The 23,724-nt window shown below is 63.4% G+C and carries 24 protein-coding genes; 6 read left to right on the top strand and 18 right to left on the bottom strand.

All coding sequences use genetic code 11. The annotated features are described in order from the left end of the window. Positions 1-74: 74 nt before the first annotated feature. Both OEG79_RS05560 and OEG79_RS05555 read right to left on the bottom strand, forming a co-directional pair. The gene (locus OEG79_RS05560) at positions 75-3,149 is read right to left on the bottom strand and encodes an efflux RND transporter permease subunit (protein ID WP_264147804.1); all 3,075 of its coding nucleotides are present in this window, start codon (positions 3,147-3,149) and stop codon (positions 75-77) included. A 6-nt stretch (positions 3,150-3,155) separates the two neighbouring features. Continuing rightward, positions 3,156-4,259 (bottom strand): efflux RND transporter periplasmic adaptor subunit, encoded by a 1,104-nt coding sequence (locus tag OEG79_RS05555; protein WP_264147803.1) that lies wholly within the window; start codon positions 4,257-4,259, stop codon positions 3,156-3,158. A 136-nt stretch (positions 4,260-4,395) separates the two neighbouring features. Here OEG79_RS05555 and OEG79_RS05550 point away from each other — a divergent pair, with 136 nt between their 5' ends. After that, positions 4,396-5,031 (top strand): TetR/AcrR family transcriptional regulator, encoded by a 636-nt coding sequence (locus OEG79_RS05550; RefSeq protein ID WP_264147802.1) that lies wholly within the window; start codon positions 4,396-4,398, stop codon positions 5,029-5,031. An 11-nt stretch (positions 5,032-5,042) separates the two neighbouring features. Here the strand turns inward: OEG79_RS05550 and OEG79_RS05545 are convergent, their stop codons facing one another. After that, a complete protein-coding gene (locus tag OEG79_RS05545) occupies positions 5,043-5,828 on the bottom strand; it encodes a class I SAM-dependent methyltransferase (protein ID WP_264147801.1) in 786 nt (261 codons plus the stop codon). Positions 5,829-5,934: 106 nt separating this feature from the next. On the opposite strand from OEG79_RS05545, the gene OEG79_RS05540 reads away from it, so the two are divergent. Then, positions 5,935-6,708 carry a hypothetical protein gene (locus tag OEG79_RS05540; protein WP_264147800.1) on the top strand — a complete coding sequence of 258 codons (774 nt, stop codon included), beginning with the start codon at positions 5,935-5,937 and terminating at the stop codon, positions 6,706-6,708. On the opposite strand, the gene OEG79_RS05535 is transcribed toward OEG79_RS05540, so the two are convergent. From OEG79_RS05535 to tsaB, 4 genes are all read right to left on the bottom strand, one after another. Next, entirely contained in the window at positions 6,705-7,406 is a 702-nt protein-coding gene (locus OEG79_RS05535; RefSeq protein ID WP_264147799.1) for an extensin family protein, read from the bottom strand. The genes OEG79_RS05540 and OEG79_RS05535 overlap by 4 nt on opposite strands. Before the next feature lie 12 nt (positions 7,407-7,418). Further along, the gene (locus tag OEG79_RS05530; RefSeq protein ID WP_264147798.1) at positions 7,419-8,288 is read right to left on the bottom strand and encodes a DUF72 domain-containing protein; all 870 of its coding nucleotides are present in this window, start codon (positions 8,286-8,288) and stop codon (positions 7,419-7,421) included. A 53-nt stretch (positions 8,289-8,341) separates the two neighbouring features. After that, a complete protein-coding gene (locus tag OEG79_RS05525) occupies positions 8,342-8,686 on the bottom strand; it encodes a hypothetical protein (protein WP_264147797.1) in 345 nt (114 codons plus the stop codon). Between the two features lie 113 nt (positions 8,687-8,799). Further along, positions 8,800-9,483, bottom strand: a complete 684-nt coding sequence (gene tsaB / locus OEG79_RS05520; RefSeq protein ID WP_264147796.1) for a tRNA (adenosine(37)-N6)-threonylcarbamoyltransferase complex dimerization subunit type 1 TsaB — start codon at positions 9,481-9,483, stop codon at positions 8,800-8,802. A 250-nt stretch (positions 9,484-9,733) separates the two neighbouring features. On the opposite strand from tsaB, the gene OEG79_RS21240 reads away from it, so the two are divergent. Further along, the gene (locus OEG79_RS21240) at positions 9,734-9,790 is read left to right on the top strand and encodes a hypothetical protein (RefSeq protein WP_413247537.1); all 57 of its coding nucleotides are present in this window, start codon (positions 9,734-9,736) and stop codon (positions 9,788-9,790) included. Between the two features lie 69 nt (positions 9,791-9,859). Here the strand turns inward: OEG79_RS21240 and OEG79_RS05515 are convergent, their stop codons facing one another. The 3 genes from OEG79_RS05515 to ppc form a co-directional block, all read right to left on the bottom strand. Continuing rightward, complete coding sequence (locus tag OEG79_RS05515; RefSeq protein WP_264147795.1) at positions 9,860-10,633, bottom strand: 5'-nucleotidase, lipoprotein e(P4) family; 774 nt, start codon at positions 10,631-10,633, stop codon at positions 9,860-9,862. Positions 10,634-10,813: 180 nt separating this feature from the next. Then, entirely contained in the window at positions 10,814-11,461 is a 648-nt protein-coding gene (gene adk, locus OEG79_RS05510; protein WP_264147794.1) for an adenylate kinase, read from the bottom strand. 365 nt (positions 11,462-11,826) lie between these two features. Beyond that, complete coding sequence (gene ppc, locus OEG79_RS05505; protein WP_264147793.1) at positions 11,827-14,463, bottom strand: phosphoenolpyruvate carboxylase; 2,637 nt, start codon at positions 14,461-14,463, stop codon at positions 11,827-11,829. A gap of 155 nt (positions 14,464-14,618) precedes the next feature. Between ppc and OEG79_RS05500 the strand changes: the two genes are divergently transcribed. The 3 genes from OEG79_RS05500 to OEG79_RS05490 all read left to right on the top strand — a co-directional run bounded on the left by OEG79_RS05500 (position 14,619) and on the right by OEG79_RS05490 (position 16,589). Next, complete coding sequence (locus tag OEG79_RS05500) at positions 14,619-14,960, top strand: pilin assembly protein (RefSeq protein ID WP_264147792.1); 342 nt, start codon at positions 14,619-14,621, stop codon at positions 14,958-14,960. 382 nt (positions 14,961-15,342) lie between these two features. After that, the gene (locus tag OEG79_RS05495; RefSeq protein ID WP_264147791.1) at positions 15,343-15,756 is read left to right on the top strand and encodes a DUF4398 domain-containing protein; all 414 of its coding nucleotides are present in this window, start codon (positions 15,343-15,345) and stop codon (positions 15,754-15,756) included. A gap of 47 nt (positions 15,757-15,803) precedes the next feature. After that, complete coding sequence (locus OEG79_RS05490) at positions 15,804-16,589, top strand: OmpA family protein (protein ID WP_264147790.1); 786 nt, start codon at positions 15,804-15,806, stop codon at positions 16,587-16,589. A gap of 49 nt (positions 16,590-16,638) precedes the next feature. Here the strand turns inward: OEG79_RS05490 and OEG79_RS05485 are convergent, their stop codons facing one another. From OEG79_RS05485 to lysS, 8 genes are all read right to left on the bottom strand, one after another. Further along, positions 16,639-16,962 carry a hypothetical protein gene (locus OEG79_RS05485; RefSeq protein ID WP_264147789.1) on the bottom strand — a complete coding sequence of 108 codons (324 nt, stop codon included), beginning with the start codon at positions 16,960-16,962 and terminating at the stop codon, positions 16,639-16,641. Continuing rightward, positions 16,959-17,813 carry an alpha/beta hydrolase gene (locus OEG79_RS05480; protein WP_264148678.1) on the bottom strand — a complete coding sequence of 285 codons (855 nt, stop codon included), beginning with the start codon at positions 17,811-17,813 and terminating at the stop codon, positions 16,959-16,961. Before OEG79_RS05480 ends, OEG79_RS05485 begins: the two co-directional genes overlap by 4 nt. Positions 17,814-17,841: 28 nt before the next feature. Further along, positions 17,842-18,588 (bottom strand): TIGR00266 family protein, encoded by a 747-nt coding sequence (locus tag OEG79_RS05475; RefSeq protein ID WP_264147788.1) that lies wholly within the window; start codon positions 18,586-18,588, stop codon positions 17,842-17,844. Positions 18,589-18,675: 87 nt separating this feature from the next. Continuing rightward, positions 18,676-19,335 carry a Bax inhibitor-1 family protein gene (locus OEG79_RS05470; RefSeq protein WP_264147787.1) on the bottom strand — a complete coding sequence of 220 codons (660 nt, stop codon included), beginning with the start codon at positions 19,333-19,335 and terminating at the stop codon, positions 18,676-18,678. 49 nt (positions 19,336-19,384) lie between these two features. Further along, complete coding sequence (locus OEG79_RS05465; RefSeq protein ID WP_264147786.1) at positions 19,385-20,674, bottom strand: flavohemoglobin expression-modulating QEGLA motif protein; 1,290 nt, start codon at positions 20,672-20,674, stop codon at positions 19,385-19,387. Positions 20,675-20,682: 8 nt separating this feature from the next. Continuing rightward, positions 20,683-21,231 carry a hypothetical protein gene (locus OEG79_RS05460; protein ID WP_264147785.1) on the bottom strand — a complete coding sequence of 183 codons (549 nt, stop codon included), beginning with the start codon at positions 21,229-21,231 and terminating at the stop codon, positions 20,683-20,685. Positions 21,232-21,273: 42 nt separating this feature from the next. After that, positions 21,274-21,987 (bottom strand): TetR/AcrR family transcriptional regulator, encoded by a 714-nt coding sequence (locus OEG79_RS05455; protein WP_264147784.1) that lies wholly within the window; start codon positions 21,985-21,987, stop codon positions 21,274-21,276. A gap of 166 nt (positions 21,988-22,153) precedes the next feature. After that, positions 22,154-23,656 (bottom strand): lysine--tRNA ligase, encoded by a 1,503-nt coding sequence (gene lysS, locus OEG79_RS05450; RefSeq protein ID WP_041979707.1) that lies wholly within the window; start codon positions 23,654-23,656, stop codon positions 22,154-22,156. Positions 23,657-23,724 lie beyond the last annotated feature (68 nt).

Here is a 23,724-nt window from a genome sequence, read left to right as displayed (position 1 = left end):
CTCCCGTTTTTTTTATTGTCCGCGATCCTGACCCAGGCCCTGGCGGACTCTGAGTCAGAACGGAAGATCCCCCGTCAACGCGCTTCGCTTTCCTTGACCCTGAACCAGGCCGCGTACAGAGCCGGCAGGAACAGCAGGGTCAACGCCGTGGCGACCACCAGGCCGCCCATGATGGCCACCGCCATCGGTCCGAAGAACACGCTGCGCGACAGCGGGATCATCGCCAGCACGGCCGCCAGCGCCGTCAGCACGATGGGGCGGAAGCGCCGCACGGTCGCATCGATGATGGCGTGCCAGCGATCCTGACCATGGCTGATGTCCTGCTCGATCTGGTCCACCAGAATCACCGAGTTGCGCATGATCATCCCGGCCAGCGCGATGGTGCCGAGCATGGCCACGAAACCGAACGGCTGGCGGAAGATCAGCAGGAACAGAGTGACTCCGATCAGCCCCAGCGGCGCGGTGAGAAACACCATGGCCGAGCGCGAGAAGCTCTTGAGCTGCAGCATCAGCAGGGTCAGCACCACCACGATGAACAGCGGAACGCCGGCATTCACCGATTTCTGCCCGCGCGCGGAGTCCTCGACCGTACCGCCCACCTCCAGCAGATAACCATCCGGCAGCTCGGCACGGATCGGCTCCAGGGTCGGCAGAATCTGCTTGGTGAGAGTGGCGGGTTGTTCCTTGCCATACACATCGGCACGCACGGTGACGTTGGGCAGGCGATTGCGGTGCCAGATGATGCCTTCCTCGAAGCCGTACTCCAGCGTCGCCACCTGCGAAAGCGCCACGCTGCGACCACTGTCGGTCGGTACCGCCAGACTCGGCAGCAGGCTCAGCGCCTTGCGCTCCTCCGGCGTACCGCGCTGGAGAATCTCGATCAGTTCGTTACCTTCCCGATACTGGCTGACGCTGGTTCCGGACAGCGAGCCCTGCAGGAAACGCGACAGCTCGGCGGTATTGACCCCCAGCGCCCGCGCACGGTCCTGATCGATGTTGAGAATCACCACCTTGCTCGGTTCTTCCCAGTCCAGATGTACGTTCACCACATGCGGGTTCTCGCGCACCTTGTCCGCCACCTGACGAGCCAGGGCACGCACCTCGTCGATATGCTCCCCGCTGACGCGGAACTGAATCGGATAGCCTACGGGTGGGCCGTTTTCCAGACGGCTGACGCGGCTGCGCAGCGCCGGGAATTCGTCGTTCATCACCTGGATCAGCCAGGTGCGCAAGCGCTCGCGCTCCTCGATGCTTGAAGCCAGAACCACGAACTGGGCGAAGCTCGCCGCCGGCAACTGTTGATCCAGCGGCAGGTAGAAACGTGGCGAACCGGTACCGACATAGGCAACATAGTTGTCGATGCCGGTCTGCTCCTTGAGCAGTGCTTCCAGGCGATGCACCTCGGCCTCGGTTGCACTCAGCGAAGCGCCCTCCTCCAGCTTGATGTCGACCATCAGCTCCAGGCGCCCGGAGGCAGGGAAGAACTGTTGCGGCACGAAGCGGAACAGCAGCACCGAAGCGACGAACAGGCCGATGGTCAGCAGGATGACGAGACCGCGACGGCGCACGCACCATTCCACCGCGGCGCGAACACGGCGATAGAACGGCGTCGAATAAGGGTCGTGACCGGCGTCGCTGCCGCCGTGTTTGGCCGCATGCAGCTTGGCCAGGTCCGGCAGCAGCTTGTCGCCCAGATAAGGTACGAACATCACCGCGGCGATCCACGAAGCGATCAGCGAGATGGCCACCACCTGGAAGATCGAGCGGGTGTACTCGCCCGTACCGGACTGCGCCGTGGCGATGGGCAAAAAGCCCGCGGCGGTGATCAGGGTACCGGTGAGCATGGGGAACGCGGTGCTGGTCCAGGCGAAACTGGCCGCCTTGAGGCGGTCATAGCCCTGTTCCATCTTGATCGCCATCATCTCCACCGCGATGATCGCGTCGTCCACCAGCAGACCGAGGCCGAGCACCAGCGCGCCGAGCGAGATCTTGTGCAGCCCGATGCCCAGGTAATACATGGCGGCGAAGGTCATCGCCAGCACCAGCGGAATCACCAGCGCCACCACCAGGCCGGTGCGCACGCCGAGGGAGAAGAAGCTGACCGCAAGCACGATCACCAGCGCCTCCACCAGCACCTTGACGAACTCGCCCACGCCGGTTTTCACCGCCGCCGGCTGATCCGATACCTTGCGCAGCTCCATCCCCAGCGGCAGCGTCTGTTGCAATCGGGCGAACTCGCCCTCCAGTGCCTTGCCGAGGACCAGGATATCGCCGCCGGCCTTCATCGACACCGCAATACCGATGGCGTCCTCGCCCATGAAACGCATGCGCGGCGCGGGAGGATCGTTGAAGCCACGCTTGACCTCGGCCACATCGGCGATGCGGAAGGTGCGGTCACCGACGCGAATGGGAAAGTCGCGAATTTCCTGTACCGACTCGAAGCGCCCGGTCACGCGCAGCTGAATACGCTCGCTGGACGTTTCGAAGAACCCGGCAGCCGCCACCGCGTTCTGCGCCTCCAGCGCCTGCTGTACCGCCGACAACGGCAGGCCGAGGGTCGCCAGCTTGGTGTTGGACAGCTCGATCCAGATCTTCTCGTCCTGCAGCCCCACCAGTTCGACCTTGCCAACGTCCTTGACCCGCTGCAGCTGCAGTTGCAGCCGGTCGGCGTAGTCCTTGAGCACGGCGTAGTCGAAGCCATCGCCGGTCAGCGCATAGATGTTGCCGAAAGTGGTGCCGAATTCATCGTTGAAGAACGGCCCCTGGATACCGGGCGGCAATGTGTGGCGAATGTCGCTGATCTTCTTGCGCACCTGATACCAAAGCTCGGGTATCTGCGAACTGCGCATGGAGTCACGCGCCATGAAGGTGACCTGCGACTCACCCGGACGGGAAAAGCTGGTGATGCGGTCATACTCGCCGGTCTCCATCAGCTTCTTCTCGATGCGTTCGGTGACCTGGCGCGACACCTCTTCGGCACTTGCCCCCGGCCAGTTGGTGCGAATCACCATGGCCTTGAAGGTGAAGGGCGGGTCTTCACTCTGTCCCAGCTTGGTATAGGACAGCGCACCGACCACGGCGAACAGGAGCATGATGTAGAGGACGATCTGACGATGGCGCAGCGCCCAGGCAGACAGGTTGAAGCTCATGCGGGCTTACTCCTCGGCTGCCAGTTCGACATTGCGATTGTCACGGTCGACCGGGCGTACCTTCTGACCCTCGCGCAGCATCTGCACACCTGCAGCCACCACCCACTCGCCCGCGGAAAGCCCCTCCAGCACCGGCACGCGGTCGTCACCATAGGCGCCAACACGCACCAGACGGCGCTGCACGGCGTGTGTCTCGGGATCTACCACCCAGACAAAGGGCTGATCCTGTTCCGCGCTGAGTGCCGACAGGGGCACGGCCAGCGGCACCTCGCCACTGCTGGCGATGAATACGCGCGCGCTCTGCCCCAGCTCGGCGGGTACCTTGCCCTCGGTGAAGGCGACACGGGCGGCGAAAGTACGCGATTGCGGATCGGCCGCTGGCGCCATCTCGCGGATACGGCCGGGGAAGCGCTGGTCGGGCTGCGACCAGAGTTCCACCTCCACCTGCTGGCCTATCTCGAAACGACCGAAGCCCTGTTCCGGCAGGCTGATCGACACCTCTCGCTCACCATCGGCGGCCAGGGTGAAGACGGTTTGCCCGGCGGCGACCACCTGTCCCACCTCGACCGTACGACGGGCGATCACGCCATCCTGAGACGCGCGCAGCACGGCGTAGTCGGTCTGGTTGCGCGCCACGTCGTACTCGGCCTTGACCTGCTTCAGGCGGGCCTCGCCGGCGCGATACTGGTTCTCGATGTTGTCGAACTGCGAGCGGCTGACCAGATTGCGCCCAAGCAGCGCCTTGTAGCGCTCACGTTCGGCGCGCACGGTCTGCAGGTTGGCCTCGGCCGCCGCCATCTGCGCGCGGGTGGCTTCCAGCTGCAGGCGCACGTCCTGCGGGTCCAGCTCGGCAAGCGCCTGATCCTTCTTCACCCGATCACCGACGTCCACCATGCGCTTGCTCACCTTGCCGCCTATGCGAAAGGCCAGCTCCGGTTCATAGCGCGCGCGGACCTCGCCCGGATAGCTGTCGACCAGAGCGGCGGCCGGTTGCGGCTGCACCACCATGGCCGGGCGAAGCGGCTGCTCCATCTGCTCACCATTGCCACAGGCAGACAATACAAAGACCAGACCCAGAGAAGCGATCAGGGGGAGAACGTGGCGGGACATGTGCAACACCTTTGGAAGGTTCGGGGCTGGTTCCGGAAAGCACGCATGGATGCATCCGGGATTGCCCTTTGGAATATTTGTACTGGCGGGTATAGTAAAAATAGCAAACTCACCAGTCCAGTATTAAAATTCGCCAATGCCTGACAAGTTGTTACAACCATCCGGTCCCGGTCGCCCCAAGGACCCCGCCAAACGCCGCGCCATTCTCGAAGCGGCCAAGTGCCTGTTCCTGCGTAACGGCTACGACGGCAGCAGCATGGATGCAATCGCCGCCGAGGCCGGGGTTTCCAAACTCACCGTGTACAGCCACTTCACCGACAAGGAGACCCTGTTCTCCGCGGCGATCAAGGCCAAGTGCGAAGAACAGTTGCCGGAACTGCTGTTCGAACTACCGGATGACGTACCGCTGGAAATCCAGCTGCTGGGCATTGCACGGGGCTTCCTGAGGCTGATCAACAGCCGCGAATCTGTGGAAATGCATCGGATGATGGTGAGCCTGGCCAGCCAGGGCTCGAAGCTGTCGCAGATGTTCTACGAGGCCGGCCCGAAGCGCGTGCTGGAAGAAATGGAAGAGTTGCTGCAAAAGGCCGCCAAGCGCGGCCTGCTGAGCCTGGACAATCCGCACCTGGCCGCCGATCACTTCTTCAGCCTGCTCAAGGGCGGCGCGCATTTCCGCCTGCTGATCGGCTGCGGCGAACCGCTGGACGATGAAGCCGCGGAACATCACGTGCAGGATTCGGTGCAACTGTTCCTGCGCGCCTATCGGACCTGAACGCCTAGCCGCTACCCGACAGGCTCCAGCTTCTTCTTCGGGTAGATGTCGTAACGGCTGGATTTTCCTTCCAGTACGTAGCCCGGCTTGCTCCCCCCGATTGACGGCGCCTTGCGCGGGCGCTTGACCACCACACGGTGAGTGGCCAGCGCCAGCGCCGCTTCGAGCAGCGCCGGCGCGTCCAGATCGTCGCCGACGAAGGGGCGGAACAGGCGCATCTCCTTCTTCACCAGCGCGCTCTTGTCACGATACGGAAACATCGGGTCGAGGTAGATCACCTGCGGCGCCTCGCCCTGCCAGGCACGCATCAGCTCGATGGCATTACCGTTCAGCAGGCGCATGCGTGCGACGATGGGCGCCACTTCGAGATCGCGCAGGGCGCGTTGCAGACCATCTTCCAGCAACGCTGCAACCAGCGGCTGACGCTCGATCAGGGTCATGTCGCAGCCCAGACTGGCGAGCACGAAGGCATCGCGCCCCAGCCCGGCCGTCGCATCAAGGATGCGCGGACGAATCCCCGCCTGCACTCCCACTGCCTTGGCGATCATCTGCCCGCTGCCACCGCCAAACTGACGCCGGTGCGCCGCTGCCCCTTCGACGAAGTCCACCCGTACCGGGCCGGGCGCCTTGTCGCCCAGTTCGACCAGTTGCAGTCCGTCATCACCCAATTGCAAGGCGAAGTCGGTTTCCCCCTCAAGTGCCAGCCCCAGACGCGATGCCCATTGAGCCGCCGCCTCGGCGTACTGATGATGCAAGGCCTGGATCCGGATGCTGGCATTATGCCGCTCATCGGTCATTGGTTGGTTCTGCCCAAAATTCACTCAAAGCATCGGCCGCCCGGCCGATATCGAAGAAGCGGCATTCTGCCAGACCCGGCCGCCGACAGCCGCATCGAGTGTGAACATGTTCGACGTACTCTCCGTTCCACGCCCAGGCAACAGCTCTGCCAACCCTCGCCCAAGGGAAGAGGAGCTCGGCAATGCAGCACATGAATCGATCAATTATCAGATTCTGCGCCGCACCCTGGGTATCGAAGACGAGCAGAAGCCCGGCGAGATTGCCCGTGAGCTGCGGGAAACCGCCGAACCCCAGCCACCTGCCATATCCGGCAGCGCAGCGGCTGTCAGCCAGGCAGTGATCGAGCAGCGCGAGCTGGAACTCAACGTCAGCAGCGGACAGGCCCCGCAACAGGTCGACCCGCTGGTGCTGGATCTGCGCGGCAACGGCTTCTCCACCAGCGGCCTGAGCCGACCGATACGCTTCGATCTGGATGCCGACGGGCGCCTGGATTCGATCAGCGTGCCCACCGGCGACGACGCGCTTCTGGCTCTGGATCGCAATGGCAACGGACGTATCGACGATGGCCGCGAGCTGTTCGGCGATCAGCACGGTGCCGTCAACGGTTTCGCCGAACTGGCGCGCTTCGACGACAACGGCGATGGTCGTATCGATGCTGACGATGCGGTGTTCGACAAGCTGCGCCTGCTGCGTTTCGACGCGCAGGGCCGTCAGCAGTTGCAGTCGCTGAGCGAGGCCGGCGTCAGCGCCATCGACCTGCGCGCCCGAGATGTCAGCATCGCTCTCGGCGCCTACGACCAGATCGCTCAGCTGGGGCAGTTCGAATTCGCCGATGGACGTAGCGGCCAGGCGGCCGACCTGCTACTGGCCAAGCGTTAGCGGCACATCCGCCACAGGCCCATGTCCACGTGAAAATGATCACGATGGGCAGCGTTGTATTGCGGCCCCAGGGTAACGTTGAAGCTGTCGCAGGCCGCTTCCCGCACCAGGCGCAGGAAGCGCGCCTTGTCCCCCTCCCCCGGCCAGTCGTGCAGCACGCTGATGCGCCGGCCGTCGCGCAGGCGAAAGCCGACCATGTCCAGCGCATTGGCATAGGAATGCTGGCTGGGTCGCTGACTGCCGGCAATGCTGCGACAGGCGAAACTGCCAACGTGTTCGACACGGCTGACCGGCTGGCCGAACACCGCCTGCGCAGCGGGCTGCAACCCATGACGCTCGAACAGGGCGAAGCTCACTGCCAGCGGGCAGGTGGCCATGAAACTGCTGCTCAGGCCGACATTGGCACTGTGGATACGCACGGCATTCTCAATCGGGCAGCCAGGGTGCGGCGTGCTGTCAGGCAACCGGGTGAAACGCAGGTCAGACGTCGCCAGGGCCAGACCGCACAGCTCCCGGTTCTCACTCAGGCGCCAGAGTTTGAATGATGTCAGCAGGTTCGGTGTTTCCCGCACGTCCAGCGGCGCCCAGGGGTTGAAGCGCGGCGCCACCTCCAGCCAGCCACGCCATAGCGCCACCAGCAGTGCTACGCCCAGCAGCACGGTGAGAAGCAGCAAACGGCCAATTATCCGTATCAGCATATCCATCTTCCTTCAGAGCAGGCCGAGCTGCTCCAGTTCAGGCTCAGTGTGCAACGTCGGCAATTCGGCCAGGCCCGGCAGACGCTGCATCAGTTGCTGATGAAATCGCCGCGCCAGCTCGGGTGCCAGGCGGTTGTCGGAGGTATGCGCAAAAACGCAGGGAGCGAGCCCCTGCTCGATCCAGCCGGCAACCTTGTCCAGCCAGGGCTGCATGAAGAGGTCGTTGGCCGGTAGCTCTGGGTGGCCGATGAAACGCAGCTGTGGATGTCGGCTGAACGCGGTGGGCCGTGTCGGCAGACGCGGTTTCTTGGCCTGCGCGTGCAGCACGGCCGGCTCCTGCGAATCGCAACTGAACAGCGCGCGCGAGTCCAGGCAGATGCGCTCGATACCGCGCTCGTGCAGCAGGCGATTGAGCACGCGCTCGGCATCGCCCCTGGCGAAGAACTCCGGGTGCCGGACCTCGATGGCCAGCGGCCAGTCGCCCCACTGTTCGATGAAGGTTGCCAGCTCGGCCAGGCGCGAAGGACCGAAGGCGGCCGGCAACTGCAGCCAGTAAGGCGAAACCCGGTTACCCAGAGGCGCCAGCAACTGACGAAACTGCACGACCTCATCGAGCTGCTGGCAGAGGTCTTCGCTGTGGCTGATATCACGCGGCAACTTGGCGCAGAAACGAAAGTGCGCCGGCATCGCCAGCGCCCAGCGCGCCACCGTCTGTTCGCTGGGCCTGGCGTAGAACGTGGTATTGCCCTCTACCGCGTTGAACACCTCGGTATAGCGGCGGAGAAAATCTGTGGGGCGCGTGTCCTGCGGAAAGAGCGTGGCGCGCCAGGCTGGTTCGTTCCAGGACGGACAACCAAGAAAATAGGGAAGCGCGACGCTCATCGATCTATGCAGGCAACCAGGCTGAAGGGCGTGAGCCACGCCATGAAACGAAGTTACGCGTAGAGATCGAGGCCGAGCACTTGCTGTGCGTCGTAGTCGTTGGCGTACGCGGCGGTGGTGCTGTAACTGGCCAGCGCCTGGGCGGCGCGATTGCTCAGCGTGGGTTGTTGATAACCAAGATTCTGCGAGCGGGTCGGCTGGCTGTCGGGATTACTGCTGCCGGCCTGCACGCGACGAATCTGCGGGGTCTGTTCGAGGCCCTGGCTGCTGGCCGGGGCAGCAGGCTGTTCACGCCGGACCTCGATTTCCCGTTGCGCCTCGCGATAGGGCGTAACCGCAGTTCCCGAACGGGGGCCGCGATCTGGCGAGTAGGAAGGTAGGTAACCGTCGATCCGCATCTAGAACTGCTCGGTGGGCTCGGCTGAACAATGGACAGTGCTGGCAATGTAGCGGCGGGCATCGCTCTTGGCAAATGCCAAGAGCGTCTAGATGCCGAACAGCCGACCAGCCGTCATGCCGGCGGCGCTTTCGGCGTGGCCACCTGGTCACGCAGGTATACCGGCTGCGCCTGGTCAGCCGGCAGGGCCTCGCCGCGCGTCCAGGCAAAACGGGCCAGGCTCAACAGGTCCTCGGCATGCGGCAGCATGCTGCCATCCATCCCGGAGGGTTTGAGAGCGATACGTGCGGCAAAGGTGCCCCAGCCCGTACCCGCGCCGAACCATTCACCGCTGTGACCACGCGGTGCTTCGGCCTGCTCGGGCGGCAGCACCGCTTCCTGGCCGAGCAGACGCATTTCCCCGGCCTCGGCCTGATAGCAGCCCCAGTAGACTTCATCCATGCGCGCATCGATCGCTGCGGCGACCTGATGCATGCCATGCTCACGCAGCGAACGCTGAGCCAGCACGGCCAGGTTGGAGACCGGCAGTACCGGGCGATCCAGCGCAAAGGCCAGACCCTGCACCACGCCGATGGCAATGCGCACGCCGGTGAATGCCCCGGGACCACGGCCGAAGGCAATGGCATCCAGCGCCGAAGCCGCGATACCGGCGTCGCCCAGCAGTTGCTGGATCATCGGCAACAGGCGCTGAGCGTGCAGGCGCGGGGCGACTTCGTAATGGCTGAGCACGCGACCGTCATGCAGTAGCGCGACGGAGCAGGCTTCGGTGGCGGTATCCAGGGCCAGGAGAGTGGTCATTGCATTCGGACAGCTAAAGAAAAGAGCCGGCATTAGACCGGCTCGACGACATTTTTTCCAGCACCATGACGGCGCCGGGCTAGCGCCGAGCGACCGACGGGCGCCCTTAGAGCCTGCTCAAAGTCTCGCGAGCTAGAGCAATGCAAGGCGCAACGACCAACGGGAGTAACAGCCGAAGGCTGGCCCTAAGGGGTGAGCGCCAGCGAATCAAACAGGCGAGGAACGGCCGGGGTCGCAGGCGACTGTACTTTTGTACATGGGCATTCCTCACTTCGTTCGCCCTTCGGGCCGCGCTAAAGCGCGTTAGCCGCAAGCGGCTTTCCAAGCCTGTTTTTAACGCGGCAGGGCCGACGCACAGCAGACTCTGAACAGGCTCTTACCAGGGCTCGACTACCGGCTCGGCATCCCAGCCTTTGAGCGGGGCCTTGGACCAGGTACCGTAACCGGCGTTGGGGAACACGATCCACTCCACGCCCCACTTGTCGGACTCCTCGGCGACGGTCTGGCGTTGTGCATCGAGTGGGGTCTTGCGAAAACGCGTATCGAAGTCATGCAGGGTATCGCCGAGCAGCATGATGATCTGATGATCGGCACTGACGATGGCACGACGCTCGACCTTGGGCGGGCCGAGCAGCAGTACGCTCTCCTCCGACACCTGCGGCAAGCCCAGCTTGCTCAGGGTGGCCAGGGTGAACTTCTTCTGCTCCTCGGCGCGATCGGAGACGTAGCGGATGGTCACCCCGAGCTTGTCGGCATGCTCGAGGAATTTCTTCGCGCCGGGAATCAGCTCCGGCGTACCGTCGCGCTCCCAGGGCAGCCAGGTATCCCAGGCGTCGTACTGGTGACAGTTGGCCAGATCGCGGGCCAGCAGCGCGCTGTTGTCGATCACGGTCTCGTCGAGGTCGGTGACGATGGCCAGCCTGGATGGATCCTTCGCCGCCGCCACGGCCTTGTCGAGTTTCTCCGTGGCGATGTTGTAGGCCTGCAGCTGCAGCGCCTGCACTTCCGCAGACTGTTGCTGAAAGCGCAACCCCATGGTGAATTCGGCCACGGAACAGTCGGCCTTGTCCTGTACGGCGGTCTCGGCGAATACCAGCGGAGTGCTCAACAGCGATATCGCAAGGCCCAGCCAGATGCGTTTCTCGGTCATTTAATGCCCTCTTCCTTACAGGTTGTCGACGCGCCCCGATACAGGCCGGAGGCTTGCATCACGATACTAGCCGCCCGGCGAACCGGGACATGCTTGAGAGCGACCAGAACGTATCCATGTTCCATAAACGACCAAGGCCCCTTTCGGGGCCCTGGTGCATTGACGACTGGCAGAGTGGACTCAGTCCAGAGCCGCCAGGGTCTTCGCGGTGATGTCTTCGACGCTGCCGACGCCCGGGATATGGCTGTATTTCGGCGTGCCGGTCGCAGCGGAAAGCTTCTGGTAGAAGTCCACCAGCGGCTTGGTCTGCGAGTGGTAGACAGACAGGCGATGACGCACGGTTTCTTCCTTGTCGTCTTCGCGCTGCACCAGCTCCTCGCCGGTGACGTCGTCCTTGCCGGCAACCTTCGGCGGGTTGTACTCGGTGTGATAGACGCGGCCGGACGCCGGGTGTACACGACGACCGGACAGACGCTTGACGATTTCCTCGTCGTCCACCGCGATTTCGACCACGTGATCCAGGGTTACACCGGCATCGCGCAGCGCTTCAGCCTGCGGAATGGTGCGCGGGAAACCGTCGAACAGGAAGCCTTTGGCGCAATCGTCCTGAGCGATACGCTCCTTGACCAGATTGATGATCAGGTCGTCGGAGACCAGACCGCCGGCATCCATCACGCTCTTGGCTTTCAGACCGAGCTCGGTGCCAGCCTTGACCGCTGCGCGCAGCATGTCGCCGGTGGAGATTTGCGGAATGCCGAATTTCTCGGTGATGTAGCGAGCCTGGGTACCTTTGCCGGCACCGGGCGCCCCCAGCAGAATCACGCGCATCGATGTGCTCCTCAAGAGTTATGTAGTAATCGGTCGGACTCGCCTCGTGGGGCCAATCTCTTGAATGTTAGCGGCAGCTCGGAGCAGCCCCAAAAACCCAGGCGAGGTGGTCAGCGCAAGGCAAAGGCAGGCGAAAAAGCAGAGTTTACGGGGTGTAAATGAGCATTTGAGCCTGGCTTCAACGCAGCGATAGCAACGCAGGTGGTTTTCAGAGGTGATCTGTCAGCGGCCAGAAGGCTGCTCAAGATACACAGCGCATCCCAGCCGCACAAGCCGCCAAAAGTCGGATAAAAAACCCACCTCCGGTGCCCCGGCGCGCGCATCCATCGCTGCGCAGGCGTGCACTGACCGGCGCCTTCCACCTCTCAACCGGTGTTGCGCAGGCCCGCTGCGATACCCGCCACGCTGACCAGCAGCGCCTGTTCCAGAGGGCTCTCCGGCGCCTGTTCACGTTGTCGACAACGCGCCAGCAACTCGGCCTGCAGCAGGTGCAGCGGATCCAGATATGTGTTGCGTACGCTGATCGATTCCAGGGTTTCCGGGCTGTGCTCGAGCAGGCATGACTGCCCGGTCATTTCCAGTACCGCCGCACAGACCTGCGACAATAGGTCGCGTAATTGCGCACCCAGCGGTTGCAGTGCCGGCTCGACCAGACGCTCGTCGTACAGCGCGGCGATTCCGGCATCGGCCTTGGTCAGCACCATCTCGAGCATGTCGATGCGCGTACGGAAGAACGGCCAGTGCTCGCGCATGTCCTTCAGCAGCTCGGCATCGCCACCAGCCAGGGCCTGGCCAAGCGCCTGCTCCCAGCCCAGCCAGGCCGGCAACATCAGGCGTGTCTGCGTCCAGGCGAAGATCCAGGGAATCGCACGCAGGCTCTCCACTCCGCCCTCGCGCCGCTTGGCCGGGCGACTGCCCAGCGGCAGACGTCCGAGTTCCTGCTCCGGCGTGGCCTGGCGGAAGTACTCGACGAACTGCGGATGCTCGCGCACCACGCCGCGATACGCCTTCACCCCCACATCGGCGAGACGATCCATCATCGCCCGCCAGCTTGGCTGCGGGGCAGGAGGCGGCAGCAGCGTGGCCTCCAGCACGGCGGCAAGGTAGAGATTGAGATTCTGCTCGGCGATATCCGGCAGGCCGAACTTGAAGCGGATCATCTCGCCCTGCTCGGTGGTACGGAAACGCCCCGCGACCGAGCCAGGCGGTTGCGACAGAATGGCCGCATGCGCCGGGCCGCCGCCACGGCCCACGGTGCCACCGCGGCCGTGGAACAGCAGCAACTCGACCTGATGCTCGCTACACAGGCGCACCAACTCCTCCTGGGCGCGGTACTGCGCCCAGGCAGCGGCGGTGGTCCCGGCGTCCTTGGCCGAATCGGAATAGCCGATCATCACCTCTTGCGGGCCATGCAGGCGTGCACGATAGCCGGGCAACCCCAGCAGACGGTCCATGACCGGCCCCGCCTGATCAAGATCGGCCAGGGTTTCGAACAGCGGCGCCACGCGCATCGGCCGGCGCACTCCGGCTTCCTTGAGCAGTAGTTGCACCGCCAGCACGTCGGAGGCGGCACCAGCCATGGAGATCACATAGGAACCCAGCGAGGCGGCAGGAGCCGCGGCCACTTCGCGACAGGTGGCCAGGACCTCGGCGGTATCGGCCGAGGGGCGATAGTCGACCGGCAACAACGGCCGGCGACTCTCCAGCTCGCGCTGAAGGAAATCCAGTCGCGCCTCTTCATCCCATTCTTCGTAACGACCGAGGCCGAGGTAATCGGTGATCTCCGACAGCGCCGCAGCGTGGCGGGCGGAATCCTGACGGATGTCGAGACGCACCAGGAACAGACCAAAGGTCGCCGCCCGGCGCAAGCAGTCGAGCAGCGGACCGTCGGCAATCACGCCCATGCCACACTGGTGCAGCGACTGGTAGCACAACTGCAACGGTGCCAGCAGATCACGGTTGTCCTGCAGCACGGCCGCGCCGGGAGCGATATCGGCGATCAGGGCCTGTTGCGCCCAACTGCGCGTCTCGCGCAGGCGTTCGCGCAATTGCTTGAGCACTGCGCGGTAAGGCTCGGCAGTGTCGCCCACCTGCGCGCGCAGATCAGCGCTGGCCTGCTGCATGGATAGCTCGGCAGCCAGATGATCGATATCGCGCAGATACAGGTCGGCCGCCATCCAGCGCGCCAGCAGCAATACCTCGCGCGTAACCCGTGCCGTGACATTGGGGTTGCCGTCGCGGTCGCCGCCCATCCAAGAAGCGAACCGGATCGGCGCCGCCTCCAGTGGCAGACGCAGACCGGTGGCGGACTGCAGGCTCTTGTCGACACGGCGCAGGAACTGAGGCACCGCCTGCCACAGCGAGTGCTCGATGACGGCGAAGCCCCATTTGGCCTCGTCCACCGGGCTGGGCCTGCTACGGCGGATTTCCTCGGTATGCCAGGCCTCGGCGATCAGCCGTTGCAGGCGCTCGACGATGCGCTCACGTTCAGCCGGCGACAGGTCACCATGATCCAGCGCCGTCAGTTGCGCGGCGATGGCGTCGTATTTCTGGATCAGGGTACGCCGCGCCACCTCGGTGGGGTGGGCGGTCAGCACCAGTTCGATATCCACACGCCCGAGCTGACGCGCCAGTTCATCGCCGTCCTGCCCTGCGCCGAGCAGACGCTCGAGCAGTTCGTCCAGCACGCGCAACTCGAAAGGCTCGGGTTCATCCGCACGGCGACGACGCACCCGGTGTTGCTGCTCGGCGATATTGGCCAGGTTGAGGAACTGATTGAAGGCTCGTGCCACAGGTAACAGCTCGTCGTCACCGAGGACGCCCAGGGTACTGGTGAGCTGCTCAGCGCCGGCGTCGGAGCCACGGCGACCGGCCTTGGCCGCCTTGCGTATGCGTTCGATCTTGTCGAGAAACTCATCGCCCAACTGGTTGCTGATGGTGTGCCCGAGCAGTTGGCCTAGCAGGTGCACCTCTTCACGCAGGCGCGCATCTATTTCCGCCATTTCGCACTCCTTCTCCTGACCATTGTCAACAGAGTGCCCAGCGCGCCAACTTCTTACAAGGGTGCGACGCGCGCCCATGCGAGCTCATGCGCCGGGTCTAGGCTTGCCGATAGACGCAGACGATTCGTCGCTGCGCCCTTGTGAGGAGCGATGACATGAGAATTCGCGAACTGGCAAAACACTGGGAACAAAACGCCAGGGGGCACCTGACCCCGACCCGCTATCACATCCATCTGGATGTCGAAGCGGCCGCCCGCCTGGCGGCGCTCACCGAGATGTATCCCAAGCATCACAGCGAGGAACTGCTGGGCGAACTGATTGGCGCGGCACTGGAAGAGCTGGAGGCCAGTCTGCCCTACGTACGCGGCAGCAAGGTCGTAGCCCTGGACGAACAGGGCGATCCGCTGTACGAAGACATCGGCCCGACACCGCGCTTTCTGGCGCTGTCACGCAAGTATCTGCGAGAGCTCGAATCGGCCCAGGGCACAAGCCCCTGACGACATCGACAGCAGTCGTTCGATATATCGTTCAAATTATCCAATCAGGGCAGAGAAGCGCCTACCTGAAAGCGTCTTCGTCCTGACAGCGCCAGCAGGCTTTCAGCCTTCTGGCGGCGGCTTCCTCCAGCCTGAAACCACCTCAACACCCTTAGAAACAAAGGCCCGCACAGGAGCCCCGCTCTCCTTATGAAGCGCGCCAAGCCCGATCAGATGAGTTCCGGGTCGCCCGCCAGATCATGAGCAGGCTGTCTTTTTTTCTGAACTATTCAGGAAATGTTCAAGTCCCTACTTCAGGCCTCCCGTGATGCCACCCTCTTTCTTGACGGACAACACGGCGGGCCAGTTGTCACGGATTTCGTCATTCATAGGAGTGTTTCAAATGGAGTTAGCCGCCATGAAGACCCGTACCGATAAAGCCCCTCACAGCCGCCTGCAGGGGATCAAACTGGCTGCCCTGGTACTGGGTAGCAGCCTGGTGCTCGCTGGTTGCGCCGGTAATCCGCCAACCGAGCAATACGCCGTGACGCAATCTGCCGTGAACGCGGCGATCAGCGCCGGAGGCACCGAATTCGCCGCCGTGGAAATGAAAGCGGCGCAGGACAAGTTCAAGGAAGCCGAGCTGGCCATGCACGACAAGGATTACGAGAAAGCCCGCCGCCTGGCCGAGCAGGCCGAGTGGGATGCCCGGGTCGCCGAGCGCAAGGCCCAGGCCGCCAAGGCCGAACAAGCGCTGCAGGACGCCCGCCAGGGTGTTCAGGACCTGCGTGAGGAAGGCATGCGCAACGCTCAGTGAGCGGCATGTCACCCACCCATTCGCTGACAGATCAAAGGATGAACGCCATGCGTAAACACATGATGATCCCCGCCCTTCTGGCACTGAGCGTCGGCCTAGCCGCCTGCTCGCACCAGCCCAACGCCAACCTGGAGTCGGCGCGCAGCAACTTTTCGTCCCTGCAGAGCGACCCGCAGGCGACCAAACTGGCGGCGCTGGAAACCAAGGAAGCCCAGGACTGGCTGAACAAGGCCGACAAGGCCTACCTGGACAAGGAAGACGAGAAGAAGGTCGACCAGCTGGCCTACCTGACCAATCAGCGCGTCGAGGTGGCCAAGCAGACCATCGCCCTGCGTAGCGCTGAAGCCGAACTGAAGAACGCCTCAGCGCAACGCACTCAGGCGATGCTGGATGCCCGCGACGCGCAGATTCGCAAACTCCAGGACAGCCTCAACGCCAAGCAGACCGAACGCGGCACTCTGGTGACCTTCGGTGACGTGCTGTTCGACTTCAACAAGGCCGAACTCAAGAGCAGCGCACTGCCTAACGTCACCCAGCTGGCACGCTTCCTCCAGGAAAACCCGGAGCGCCAGGTGATCGTCGAGGGCTACACCGACAGCGTCGGTTCGGCCAGCTACAACCAGAGCCTGTCCGAGCGCCGCGCCGAATCGGTACGTCGCGCGCTGATTCGTGCCGGCGTGGAGCCGACACGCATCGTCGCCCAGGGTTACGGCAAGGAGTATCCGGTTGCGGACAACTCCAGCGATTCCGGCCGTGCGCAGAACCGTCGAGTGGAGGTGACCATCTCCAACGACAACCAGCCAGTCGCACCGCGCTCGGCTAGCGGCGCCTGAACGCAGCGCCACAATGAAGAAACCCGCCTGCTTGGCGGGTTTCTTTTGCTTACTGTTCCAGTGCCGGCGTTTCCTGCCCCATGCAGCGCACCGCCTGCTTCTTGTTGTCCACCAGTACCCCGGTCAGCCCCTTCTGCTGCAGGTCGAACAGGACCAGCACGCCGTCGATGCACTGCGCCACCTGGTTGGCGGGCTTCAGCGAAACCTTGTAGTCCTCGCCCGGAATGGTCTTGAGCATGGTGAAGTCGGACAGCAGCAACGCGTCTTCCGGTTTGGCGAAATGCACATAGCCGTAGTACCAGAGCACGCCGATGGTACCAATGATGCTGGCGACACCCGTGAGGATCAGGGGGATGGGATTGCGTTCGGTCATTGCGGACTCTCTGTTGCGGATTCGGTGGCCGTCCCCGCCTGTTCTACGTAGGCCTGCGGCGCGGCGAAGAACGCCAGCAGCGATTGACGCCAGGCGGGCTCGGCAAAGGTTTGCACGTGCGGGCCGCGAGTAGCCTGAAAGGCACGTGGCGGGCGCGCAGCTTGATACAAACGCTGGCCATTGGAAAGCGGCACGATCGTATCGTCAACACTGTGATAGATCAGCAAGGGCATGCCGGCGAGCCGATCGATGCTGTGAATCGCGCTGTCACTATCCGGCACCAGCCAGGACAGCGGCACCTGCAGCGGCCAGGTCAGCCAGCTCTTGTTCAGGGCGTAGCGGCCGACATCGCGATAGCTGGCCGGCACACCGTCCAGGGCAATGGCCTGCAAGGCCGACAGGCGCTCGGGGTGCTGCGCCAGGTAATGCACGCCAAGGGCACCACCGAGGCTCTGCCCCAGCAGAAACAACGGCGCGCCCTGTACCTGCGGCGCCTGCTCAAGCCAGGCGAAGGCTGCATCGATATCCTGATAGACCTCGGGCAGACGCGGCTTGCCTTCGGACAGACCGTAGCCGCGGTAATCCAGCATCAGTACCTGATAGCCCTGTTCCGGCAGCCAGTGCACGCCGCCCAGGTGCCAGGCCAGATTGCCGCCATTGCCATGCAGGTGCAGCACCGTGCCCTTGAACGCGACACCCGGCTTGGCCGGCAGCCACCAGGCGTGCAGCCGGGTGCCATCAGCGGCGCGCAGTTCTATATCCCGATATTCCAGGCCCGCGCGCTCGGGCGTGATCGGCAGCCCCGGCTCGGGGTAGAACAACAGGCCGCTGCAACCGGCCAGCCACGCCATGGCCAGCAGCAAGGCCAGCTTCCTCAGATTACTTGCCACCGGCACGCACCTCTTCACGGGCCTGTACGGTCGCGGTATAGACGCGTTCGGCCAGACGCGAGAACGGCAGGCTCTGAATCCACACCGTGCCGGTGCCCTTGAGGGTGGTCAGCAGGATGCCTTCGCCACCGAACAACATGCTTTTCAGCCCGCCGGCCAGGGCGATGTCGTAATCGATGCCGCTGCTGAAAGCCACCAGACAACCGGTGTCCAGACGCAGGGTTTCGTTGTTCAGCTCCTTGCGAATCACCGTGCCGCCGGCATGCACGAAGGCCAGGCCATCGCCCTCGAGCTTCTGCAGGATGAACCCCTCACCGCCGAAGAAACCTGCGCCCAGTCGCTTGGCGAAGCTGATGCCGACGCTGGTGCCGTGCGCAGCACAGAGAAAGGCATCCTTCTGGCAGATCAACCGCCCGCCGATCGTGGCCAGGTCGATGGGCACCACGGTGCCCGGATAAGGCGCGGCGAAGGCGACCCGTGCCTGGCGCTCGCCGGTGTTGCTGAAGTGGGTCATGAACAGCGATTCGCCGGTGAGCATGCGCTTGCCGGCGCTCCACAGCTTGCCCAGCAGGCCGCTGGACGAACCGTCGCCCATGCGCGTTTCGAAGCGTATGCCGTCGGTCATGTAGTTCATCGCCCCGGCCTCGGCGATCACCGCCTCGCCGGGATCGAGGATGATTTCCACCGATTGCGCTGATGCGCCGAGGATTTCGTATTCGAGTTGATGGCTGGGCACGGACGAGTCTCCTTGGTCTGTCGGGCACGGCGATTATCGGGCACGGATGGTTTCCCGCGTCAGCAAACAGACCACGGGATCAGCCAATCATTTACGACCCAGTATCCGCAGGATGCGCAGGAACAGGTTGATGATGTCCATGTACAGGGCCGCCGCGCTGTCGATGGCGTTGTCCAGGGTCTTCGGAATCCGGTTGGCGCGCCCCCAGTCGTAGCCGATGTAGCCGCAGAAGATCACCACTACGATCCAGTCGAGAATGCCGTGATGGACGCGGAAAGCGAATATTTCCACCAGTTCCACGACGATCACCAGCAGCAGGGCCACTGTCAGCGCTGAAGCGATGCGCCTGAAGAAGGCCGGAAACAGCGTACCCAGGATCATCATGCCCACCGTGACCAGCGCGGTGATCCGGATCGCCTCCTGCACCAGCTTCGGGTCATAGCGGTTGACCACCAGATTGACCACCAGACCGAACGGCACCACCACCAGGTTGTAGCCGATGAAGCTCACCAGGGCGTTGTTGGAGCGGGCAAACAGCGAGACGCCGAGCATGCACGAGGCGAAGTAGCCGCCGAAGAATACCCAGGGATTGATGCCGCGTAGCCACTCGGTGCTGATATTGCCCACCATCCACCAGTTGCACAGCAAGCCCCAGAGCAGGGTCAGGCCAATGACCAGGTTATAGACGGCCGGGCTGATGAGCCTATCCGTGAGCTGTCCTTGTCGCCCGAAAACCGAGTGTTCCATGAAGTAAGTCCTTTTACAGAAGTAGTCTGCGCCGCCTGAGCGGCGCCGGTCAGAGGATGTTGGCGTAGTCCGCCTCGATACGGTCCAGACTCAGATGGTTGAGGAAGTTGGAAAAGCACATCCACGCCGACAGCGCGTTCATGTCCTGGAACTGCGGCGGCAGGTATTTGGGCGGCAGCACCAGACCTTCGTCCACCAACTGGCGCAGGGTGCGCATGTCTTCCAGGGTGGTCTTACCGCAGAACAGCAGCGGAATCTGCTCCAGCTTGCCTTTGCGCACCGCCAGTTGGATGTAGTTGTAGATCAGGATGAAGCCCTTGAGGTACGACAGATCCTTGGTGAATGGCAGACCGTTCGGCAAGGAGCCGCGGAACACCCGGCTGGCATTGCTGTAGCCGCCTTCCAGGCCGTAACCCTGCTCGCGGAAGAACTCGAACACCTCGAGAAAATCAGCGCCCTCCTCGGCCATGTGGATGGCGCGGGTACGGTTGGTCAGCTTGCGCAGACGGGTCGGGTAGGAGGCGAAGGCGATCACCTCCATCAGAATCGCCAGACCCTCCTGGGTCACCGTCGACGAGGGTGGGCCCTTGGACAGGAAGGTGCAGATCGGCTGGTTCAGGCCATTGAGCGTGGTACCGACATGCACCAGACCTTCATGCACCTCCAGCGCCTTGACGTCACGCTCGTTGAAGCGCGCATCGCTGCGGATCTTGATGTAGTCGGCGCCCGCCGCCGCATCGGCGAGGATGCCGTCGGACTCGAGCACGCGGATGGTGTCGTCACCGAATACGCCGGCCAGGCGCTGCTGCAGGATACTCACCGCGTCACCGGCGCCAAGCACCTTGGGCTCGTCTTCCAGATCGCCGCGCGCGGCGATGTTGTTGAGGTAGTCCGAGAGCATCAGGCCGAGATCGGCCAGGGTCGGATCACCGGCATGGAAGGCATCGGAGGCCGCGCCGTAGAGCTCCTGGCTGATAAGTCCGAAGTCCTCGGTGCCGCGCGCTTCGAGCATGCGGATGACCATGCGGTATTCCTTGCACATGCGCCGCATGATCTGCCCGACCGGGTTGAACTGGCCGAGCTGGCGGGTGATGTCACGCTCAATGTTCTGAAACTCCAGCCGTTTGGCAGCCGCATCGAAGGCCAGCGGCCGGCTCAGGTAATAGTCGCGGTCCACCGCCGGGGGCTGCTTGCCCTTGGCCTTGAGAAAACCGTCACGGATGCTGTCGTCCCACTTCACCGCATCGAGTACACGAATGGGGGTCTGCGCCTCGACGATACGATCGCTCAGGGCGCGAATGCAGAGTTGGTAATCGTCCAGTTTTTGCTGGCTGTTCATTGCAATTCCTATTCGGCCACTCGCTGGTAACGCGCGACTTCGACGAACAGATCGGCGTTGGCCGGGTCGTCGAGGTAGGCGAACACCTTGTCCAGCGGGCTGGTGATCAGCGCACCGTCTGCTTCGGGCATGGAGACGGTCTGCCCTTCCAGCAGGCCCATGTTCATGTCGTGGAGAATGCGCTCGGTGTCGAGGTTGTAGACCACCAACTCGTTGTCACGGGTCAGCTCGAAACCGGCGATGGCGAAGTTGGCGCCGAGGCTTTTCGGCACGCCCGCCGAGAGGTACCAGCGGCGACCATGGTGAGCGACGGTGAAGCCGAATTCCTCGAGGCTGCCATTGTCCGGGCTGCCTTCGTAGATGCGCGCCTCATAGAGATTGGAGCCGGCGCGGGTGATCTCCAGATACAACTGATCGCCCCACTCGTCCTGCCGGGTCCATTCGCCCAGCAATGGAATGGGCGCGGCCTCGTTGGCAGGGATCGGATCCTTGAAGGTGACCAGACAACCGCTCAACAGCAGGAAGGACAGGGCGACCAGTGCGCGCCAGGCTTTCATTACGCTCTCCTTGTGCAGGCCGTGCGACCCGATGATCGACGGTTACAGCCCCAGTACCAGATTCATGTAGCGCTTAAGGATGGCCAGCATTTCCTGGCTGTCCAGATGATCCACGCCGTCCAGTAGGCCCTGATACTCCATCCGCACGATGGTGGCCGTCAACAGCACGGCATCCTGCTCCGGCTGGCGCGAGCCCAGCACCTCGAAGAAGTGGGTAACGCCCTGCTGGAGAATCTGCCGGTGGGCCCGTACCAGCTCACGCAGGCGCGGGTTGATCAGCGCTTCCTGCTGAAATGCCTGCTCGGCAATCAGGTGATCACGGCGCTCTCGCAGCTGGCGCTGCACGTACTGTACCGCCAGCCCGGCAATCTCCTCGGCCAACTGCCGGCGCGCCTGCTCGCCGCCCTCCAGGCGCCCGACCATCTCTTCCAGCGCACCCCGGGTACCGGCCCAGAACGCCGCCATATGCGCGGCGCTGCGCTCGACGAACTGGGCAAAGGTATCGGTGATCAGGTCGTCGATATCCTTGAAATAGTAGGTCGTGGCCGACAACGGCACCTGCGCCTCGGCGGCTACCGCACGATGGCGCACGGCACGCACACCCTCGCGCACGATGATGCGCATGGCTGCATCGAGAATCGCCTGACGGCGTTGCTCGCTGCCCTGACGGCTGGCCTTGCGGCCCTGGTACTGGACGCTTTCGACGACAGCATTGGCGGCCTGGGTGGCGTTCTGGGAGGCAGGTACGGAACTCACGGTCGGTCGATCCTCTACGCTCTGATTATGGCAAGCAGAGTAATGGGTTGGACGGGCAACCAAAAGGCTCCGTTTCGCTTGCTGCTCCGGCGACCGGCTAAAACGCTCCGAAAGCTGGACGACAGGCAGCAAAAAGCCGCCCGAAGGCGGCTTTTCTAATCGACCATCAGGCCTGCGGACGCATATGCGGGAACAGGATGACATCGCGGATCGACGGCGAGTTGGTCAGCAGCATCACCAGACGGTCGATGCCGATGCCTTCACCGGCGGTCGGCGGCATGCCGTACTCCAGTGCGCGGACGAAGTCGGCATCGTAGTGCATGGCCTCGTCGTCACCGGCGTCCTTCTCGGCCACCTGGGCGAGGAAGCGCTCGGCCTGATCCTCGGCATCATTGAGCTCGGAGTAGGCGTTGGCGATCTCGCGGCCACCAATGAACAGCTCGAAGCGGTCGGTGACGTTGGGGTTCTGGTCGTTGCGACGGGCCAGCGGCGAGACCTCGAACGGATACTCGGTGATGAAGTGCGGCTGCTCCAGCTTGCTCTCCACCAGCTCCTCGAAAATCATCACCTGCAGCTTGCCCAGACCTTCGTGGCCGAGCACCTTGGCGCCGGCCTTCTTGGCGATGGCACGGGCCTTGTCGACGTCGTTGAGGTCAGCCTCGGTGATATCCGGGTTGTACTTGAGGATCGAGTCGTACACCGACAGACGCACGAACGGCTCGCCGAAGTGGAACACCTTGTCGCCATAGGGCACGTCGGTGCTGCCCAGCACGGCCAGGGCCAGTTCGCGGAACAGCTCCTCGGTCAGGTCCATGTTGTCGCGGTAGTCGGCGTAGGCCTGGTAGAACTCGAGCATGGTGAACTCGGGGTTGTGCCGGGTCGAAACGCCTTCGTTACGGAAGTTGCGGTTGATCTCGAACACTTTCTCGAAACCACCGACCACCAGGCGCTTGAGGTACAGCTCCGGGGCGATGCGCAGGAACATGGCCATGTCCAGGGCGTTGTGGTGCGTCTCGAACGGCTTGGCCGCAGCACCACCAGGGATGGTCTGCAGCATCGGGGTTTCCACTTCGAGGAAGCCGCGCTCGTTGAGGAAACGACGGATGTGCGCGATCACCTGCGAGCGCACGCGGAAGGTGTGGCGTACTTCTTCGTTGACGATCAGGTCGACATAACGCTGGCGGTAGCGCTGCTCGGTGTCGGTCAGACCGTGGTGCTTGTCCGGCAGCGGGCGCAGCGACTTGGTCAGCAGACGCACGTTCTGCATGTCGACGTACAGATCGCCCTTGCCGGAACGCGCCAGGGTACCTTCGGCAGCGATGATGTCGCCCAGGTCGAAATGCTTGACCGCTTCCAGTTGCTCGGCCGGCAGAGTCTTGCGATTGACATAGACCTGCAGACGCCCGGAAGTGTCCTGCAGCACCATGAAGGCGCCACGGTTGAGCATGATGCGACCGGCCACCTTGACCGGGATGGCAGCGGCCTCCAGCTCTTCCTTGCTCTTGCCCTCGTACTGTTTCTGCAGGTCGGCGCACAGGCTGTCACGGCGGAAATCGTTGGGGAAGGCAATGCCCTGCTCACGGACGGCAGCAAGCTTTTCCTTGCGCTGGGCAATCAGCTTGTTTTCTTCCTGTTGCAGTTCGTTGTGGTCGAGTTGTTGGTCGCTCATGGTCGCTTTATCTGCCTGGCGTGTCGTACAAAATTTGAGCAGGCGCCGACTGGCCGACGCCCACGGAT

Source organism: Pseudomonas sp. Z8(2022) (assembly GCF_025837155.1).
Lineage (GTDB): Bacteria > Pseudomonadota > Gammaproteobacteria > Pseudomonadales > Pseudomonadaceae > Aquipseudomonas.
The sequence above is the reverse complement of the archived record's forward strand: the minus strand, read 5'-3'. Positions and strand labels throughout refer to the sequence as shown.

Bases quoted from the DNA above. Each gene is read 5' to 3' on its own strand.
- OEG79_RS05525 (WP_264147797.1), bottom strand. From the start codon at position 8,686: ATGCGGATCGACGGTTACCTACCTTCCTACTCGCCAGATCGCGGCCCC.
- OEG79_RS05500 (WP_264147792.1), top strand. From the start codon at position 14,619: ATGAGAATTCGCGAACTGGCAAAACACTGGGAACAAAACGCCAGGGGG.
- OEG79_RS05555 (WP_264147803.1), bottom strand. From the start codon at position 4,259: ATGTCCCGCCACGTTCTCCCCCTGATCGCTTCTCTGGGTCTGGTCTTT.
- OEG79_RS05490 (WP_264147790.1), top strand. From the start codon at position 15,804: ATGCGTAAACACATGATGATCCCCGCCCTTCTGGCACTGAGCGTCGGC.
- OEG79_RS05540 (WP_264147800.1), top strand. From the start codon at position 5,935: ATGTTCGACGTACTCTCCGTTCCACGCCCAGGCAACAGCTCTGCCAAC.
- OEG79_RS05470 (WP_264147787.1), bottom strand. From the start codon at position 19,335: ATGGAACACTCGGTTTTCGGGCGACAAGGACAGCTCACGGATAGGCTC.
- OEG79_RS05460 (WP_264147785.1), bottom strand. From the start codon at position 21,231: ATGAAAGCCTGGCGCGCACTGGTCGCCCTGTCCTTCCTGCTGTTGAGC.
- OEG79_RS05515 (WP_264147795.1), bottom strand. From the start codon at position 10,633: ATGACCGAGAAACGCATCTGGCTGGGCCTTGCGATATCGCTGTTGAGC.
- OEG79_RS05485 (WP_264147789.1), bottom strand. From the start codon at position 16,962: ATGACCGAACGCAATCCCATCCCCCTGATCCTCACGGGTGTCGCCAGC.
- OEG79_RS05480 (WP_264148678.1), bottom strand. From the start codon at position 17,813: ATGGCGTGGCTGGCCGGTTGCAGCGGCCTGTTGTTCTACCCCGAGCCG.
- ppc (WP_264147793.1), bottom strand. From the start codon at position 14,463: ATGGCGGAAATAGATGCGCGCCTGCGTGAAGAGGTGCACCTGCTAGGC.
- OEG79_RS05535 (WP_264147799.1), bottom strand. From the start codon at position 7,406: ATGCTGATACGGATAATTGGCCGTTTGCTGCTTCTCACCGTGCTGCTG.
- OEG79_RS05530 (WP_264147798.1), bottom strand. From the start codon at position 8,288: ATGAGCGTCGCGCTTCCCTATTTTCTTGGTTGTCCGTCCTGGAACGAA.
- adk (WP_264147794.1), bottom strand. From the start codon at position 11,461: ATGCGCGTGATTCTGCTGGGGGCGCCCGGTGCCGGCAAAGGTACCCAG.
- tsaB (WP_264147796.1), bottom strand. From the start codon at position 9,483: ATGACCACTCTCCTGGCCCTGGATACCGCCACCGAAGCCTGCTCCGTC.
- OEG79_RS05465 (WP_264147786.1), bottom strand. From the start codon at position 20,674: ATGAACAGCCAGCAAAAACTGGACGATTACCAACTCTGCATTCGCGCC.
- lysS (WP_041979707.1), bottom strand. From the start codon at position 23,656: ATGAGCGACCAACAACTCGACCACAACGAACTGCAACAGGAAGAAAAC.
- OEG79_RS05495 (WP_264147791.1), top strand. From the start codon at position 15,343: ATGGAGTTAGCCGCCATGAAGACCCGTACCGATAAAGCCCCTCACAGC.
- OEG79_RS05545 (WP_264147801.1), bottom strand. From the start codon at position 5,828: ATGACCGATGAGCGGCATAATGCCAGCATCCGGATCCAGGCCTTGCAT.
- OEG79_RS05550 (WP_264147802.1), top strand. From the start codon at position 4,396: ATGCCTGACAAGTTGTTACAACCATCCGGTCCCGGTCGCCCCAAGGAC.
- OEG79_RS05560 (WP_264147804.1), bottom strand. From the start codon at position 3,149: ATGAGCTTCAACCTGTCTGCCTGGGCGCTGCGCCATCGTCAGATCGTC.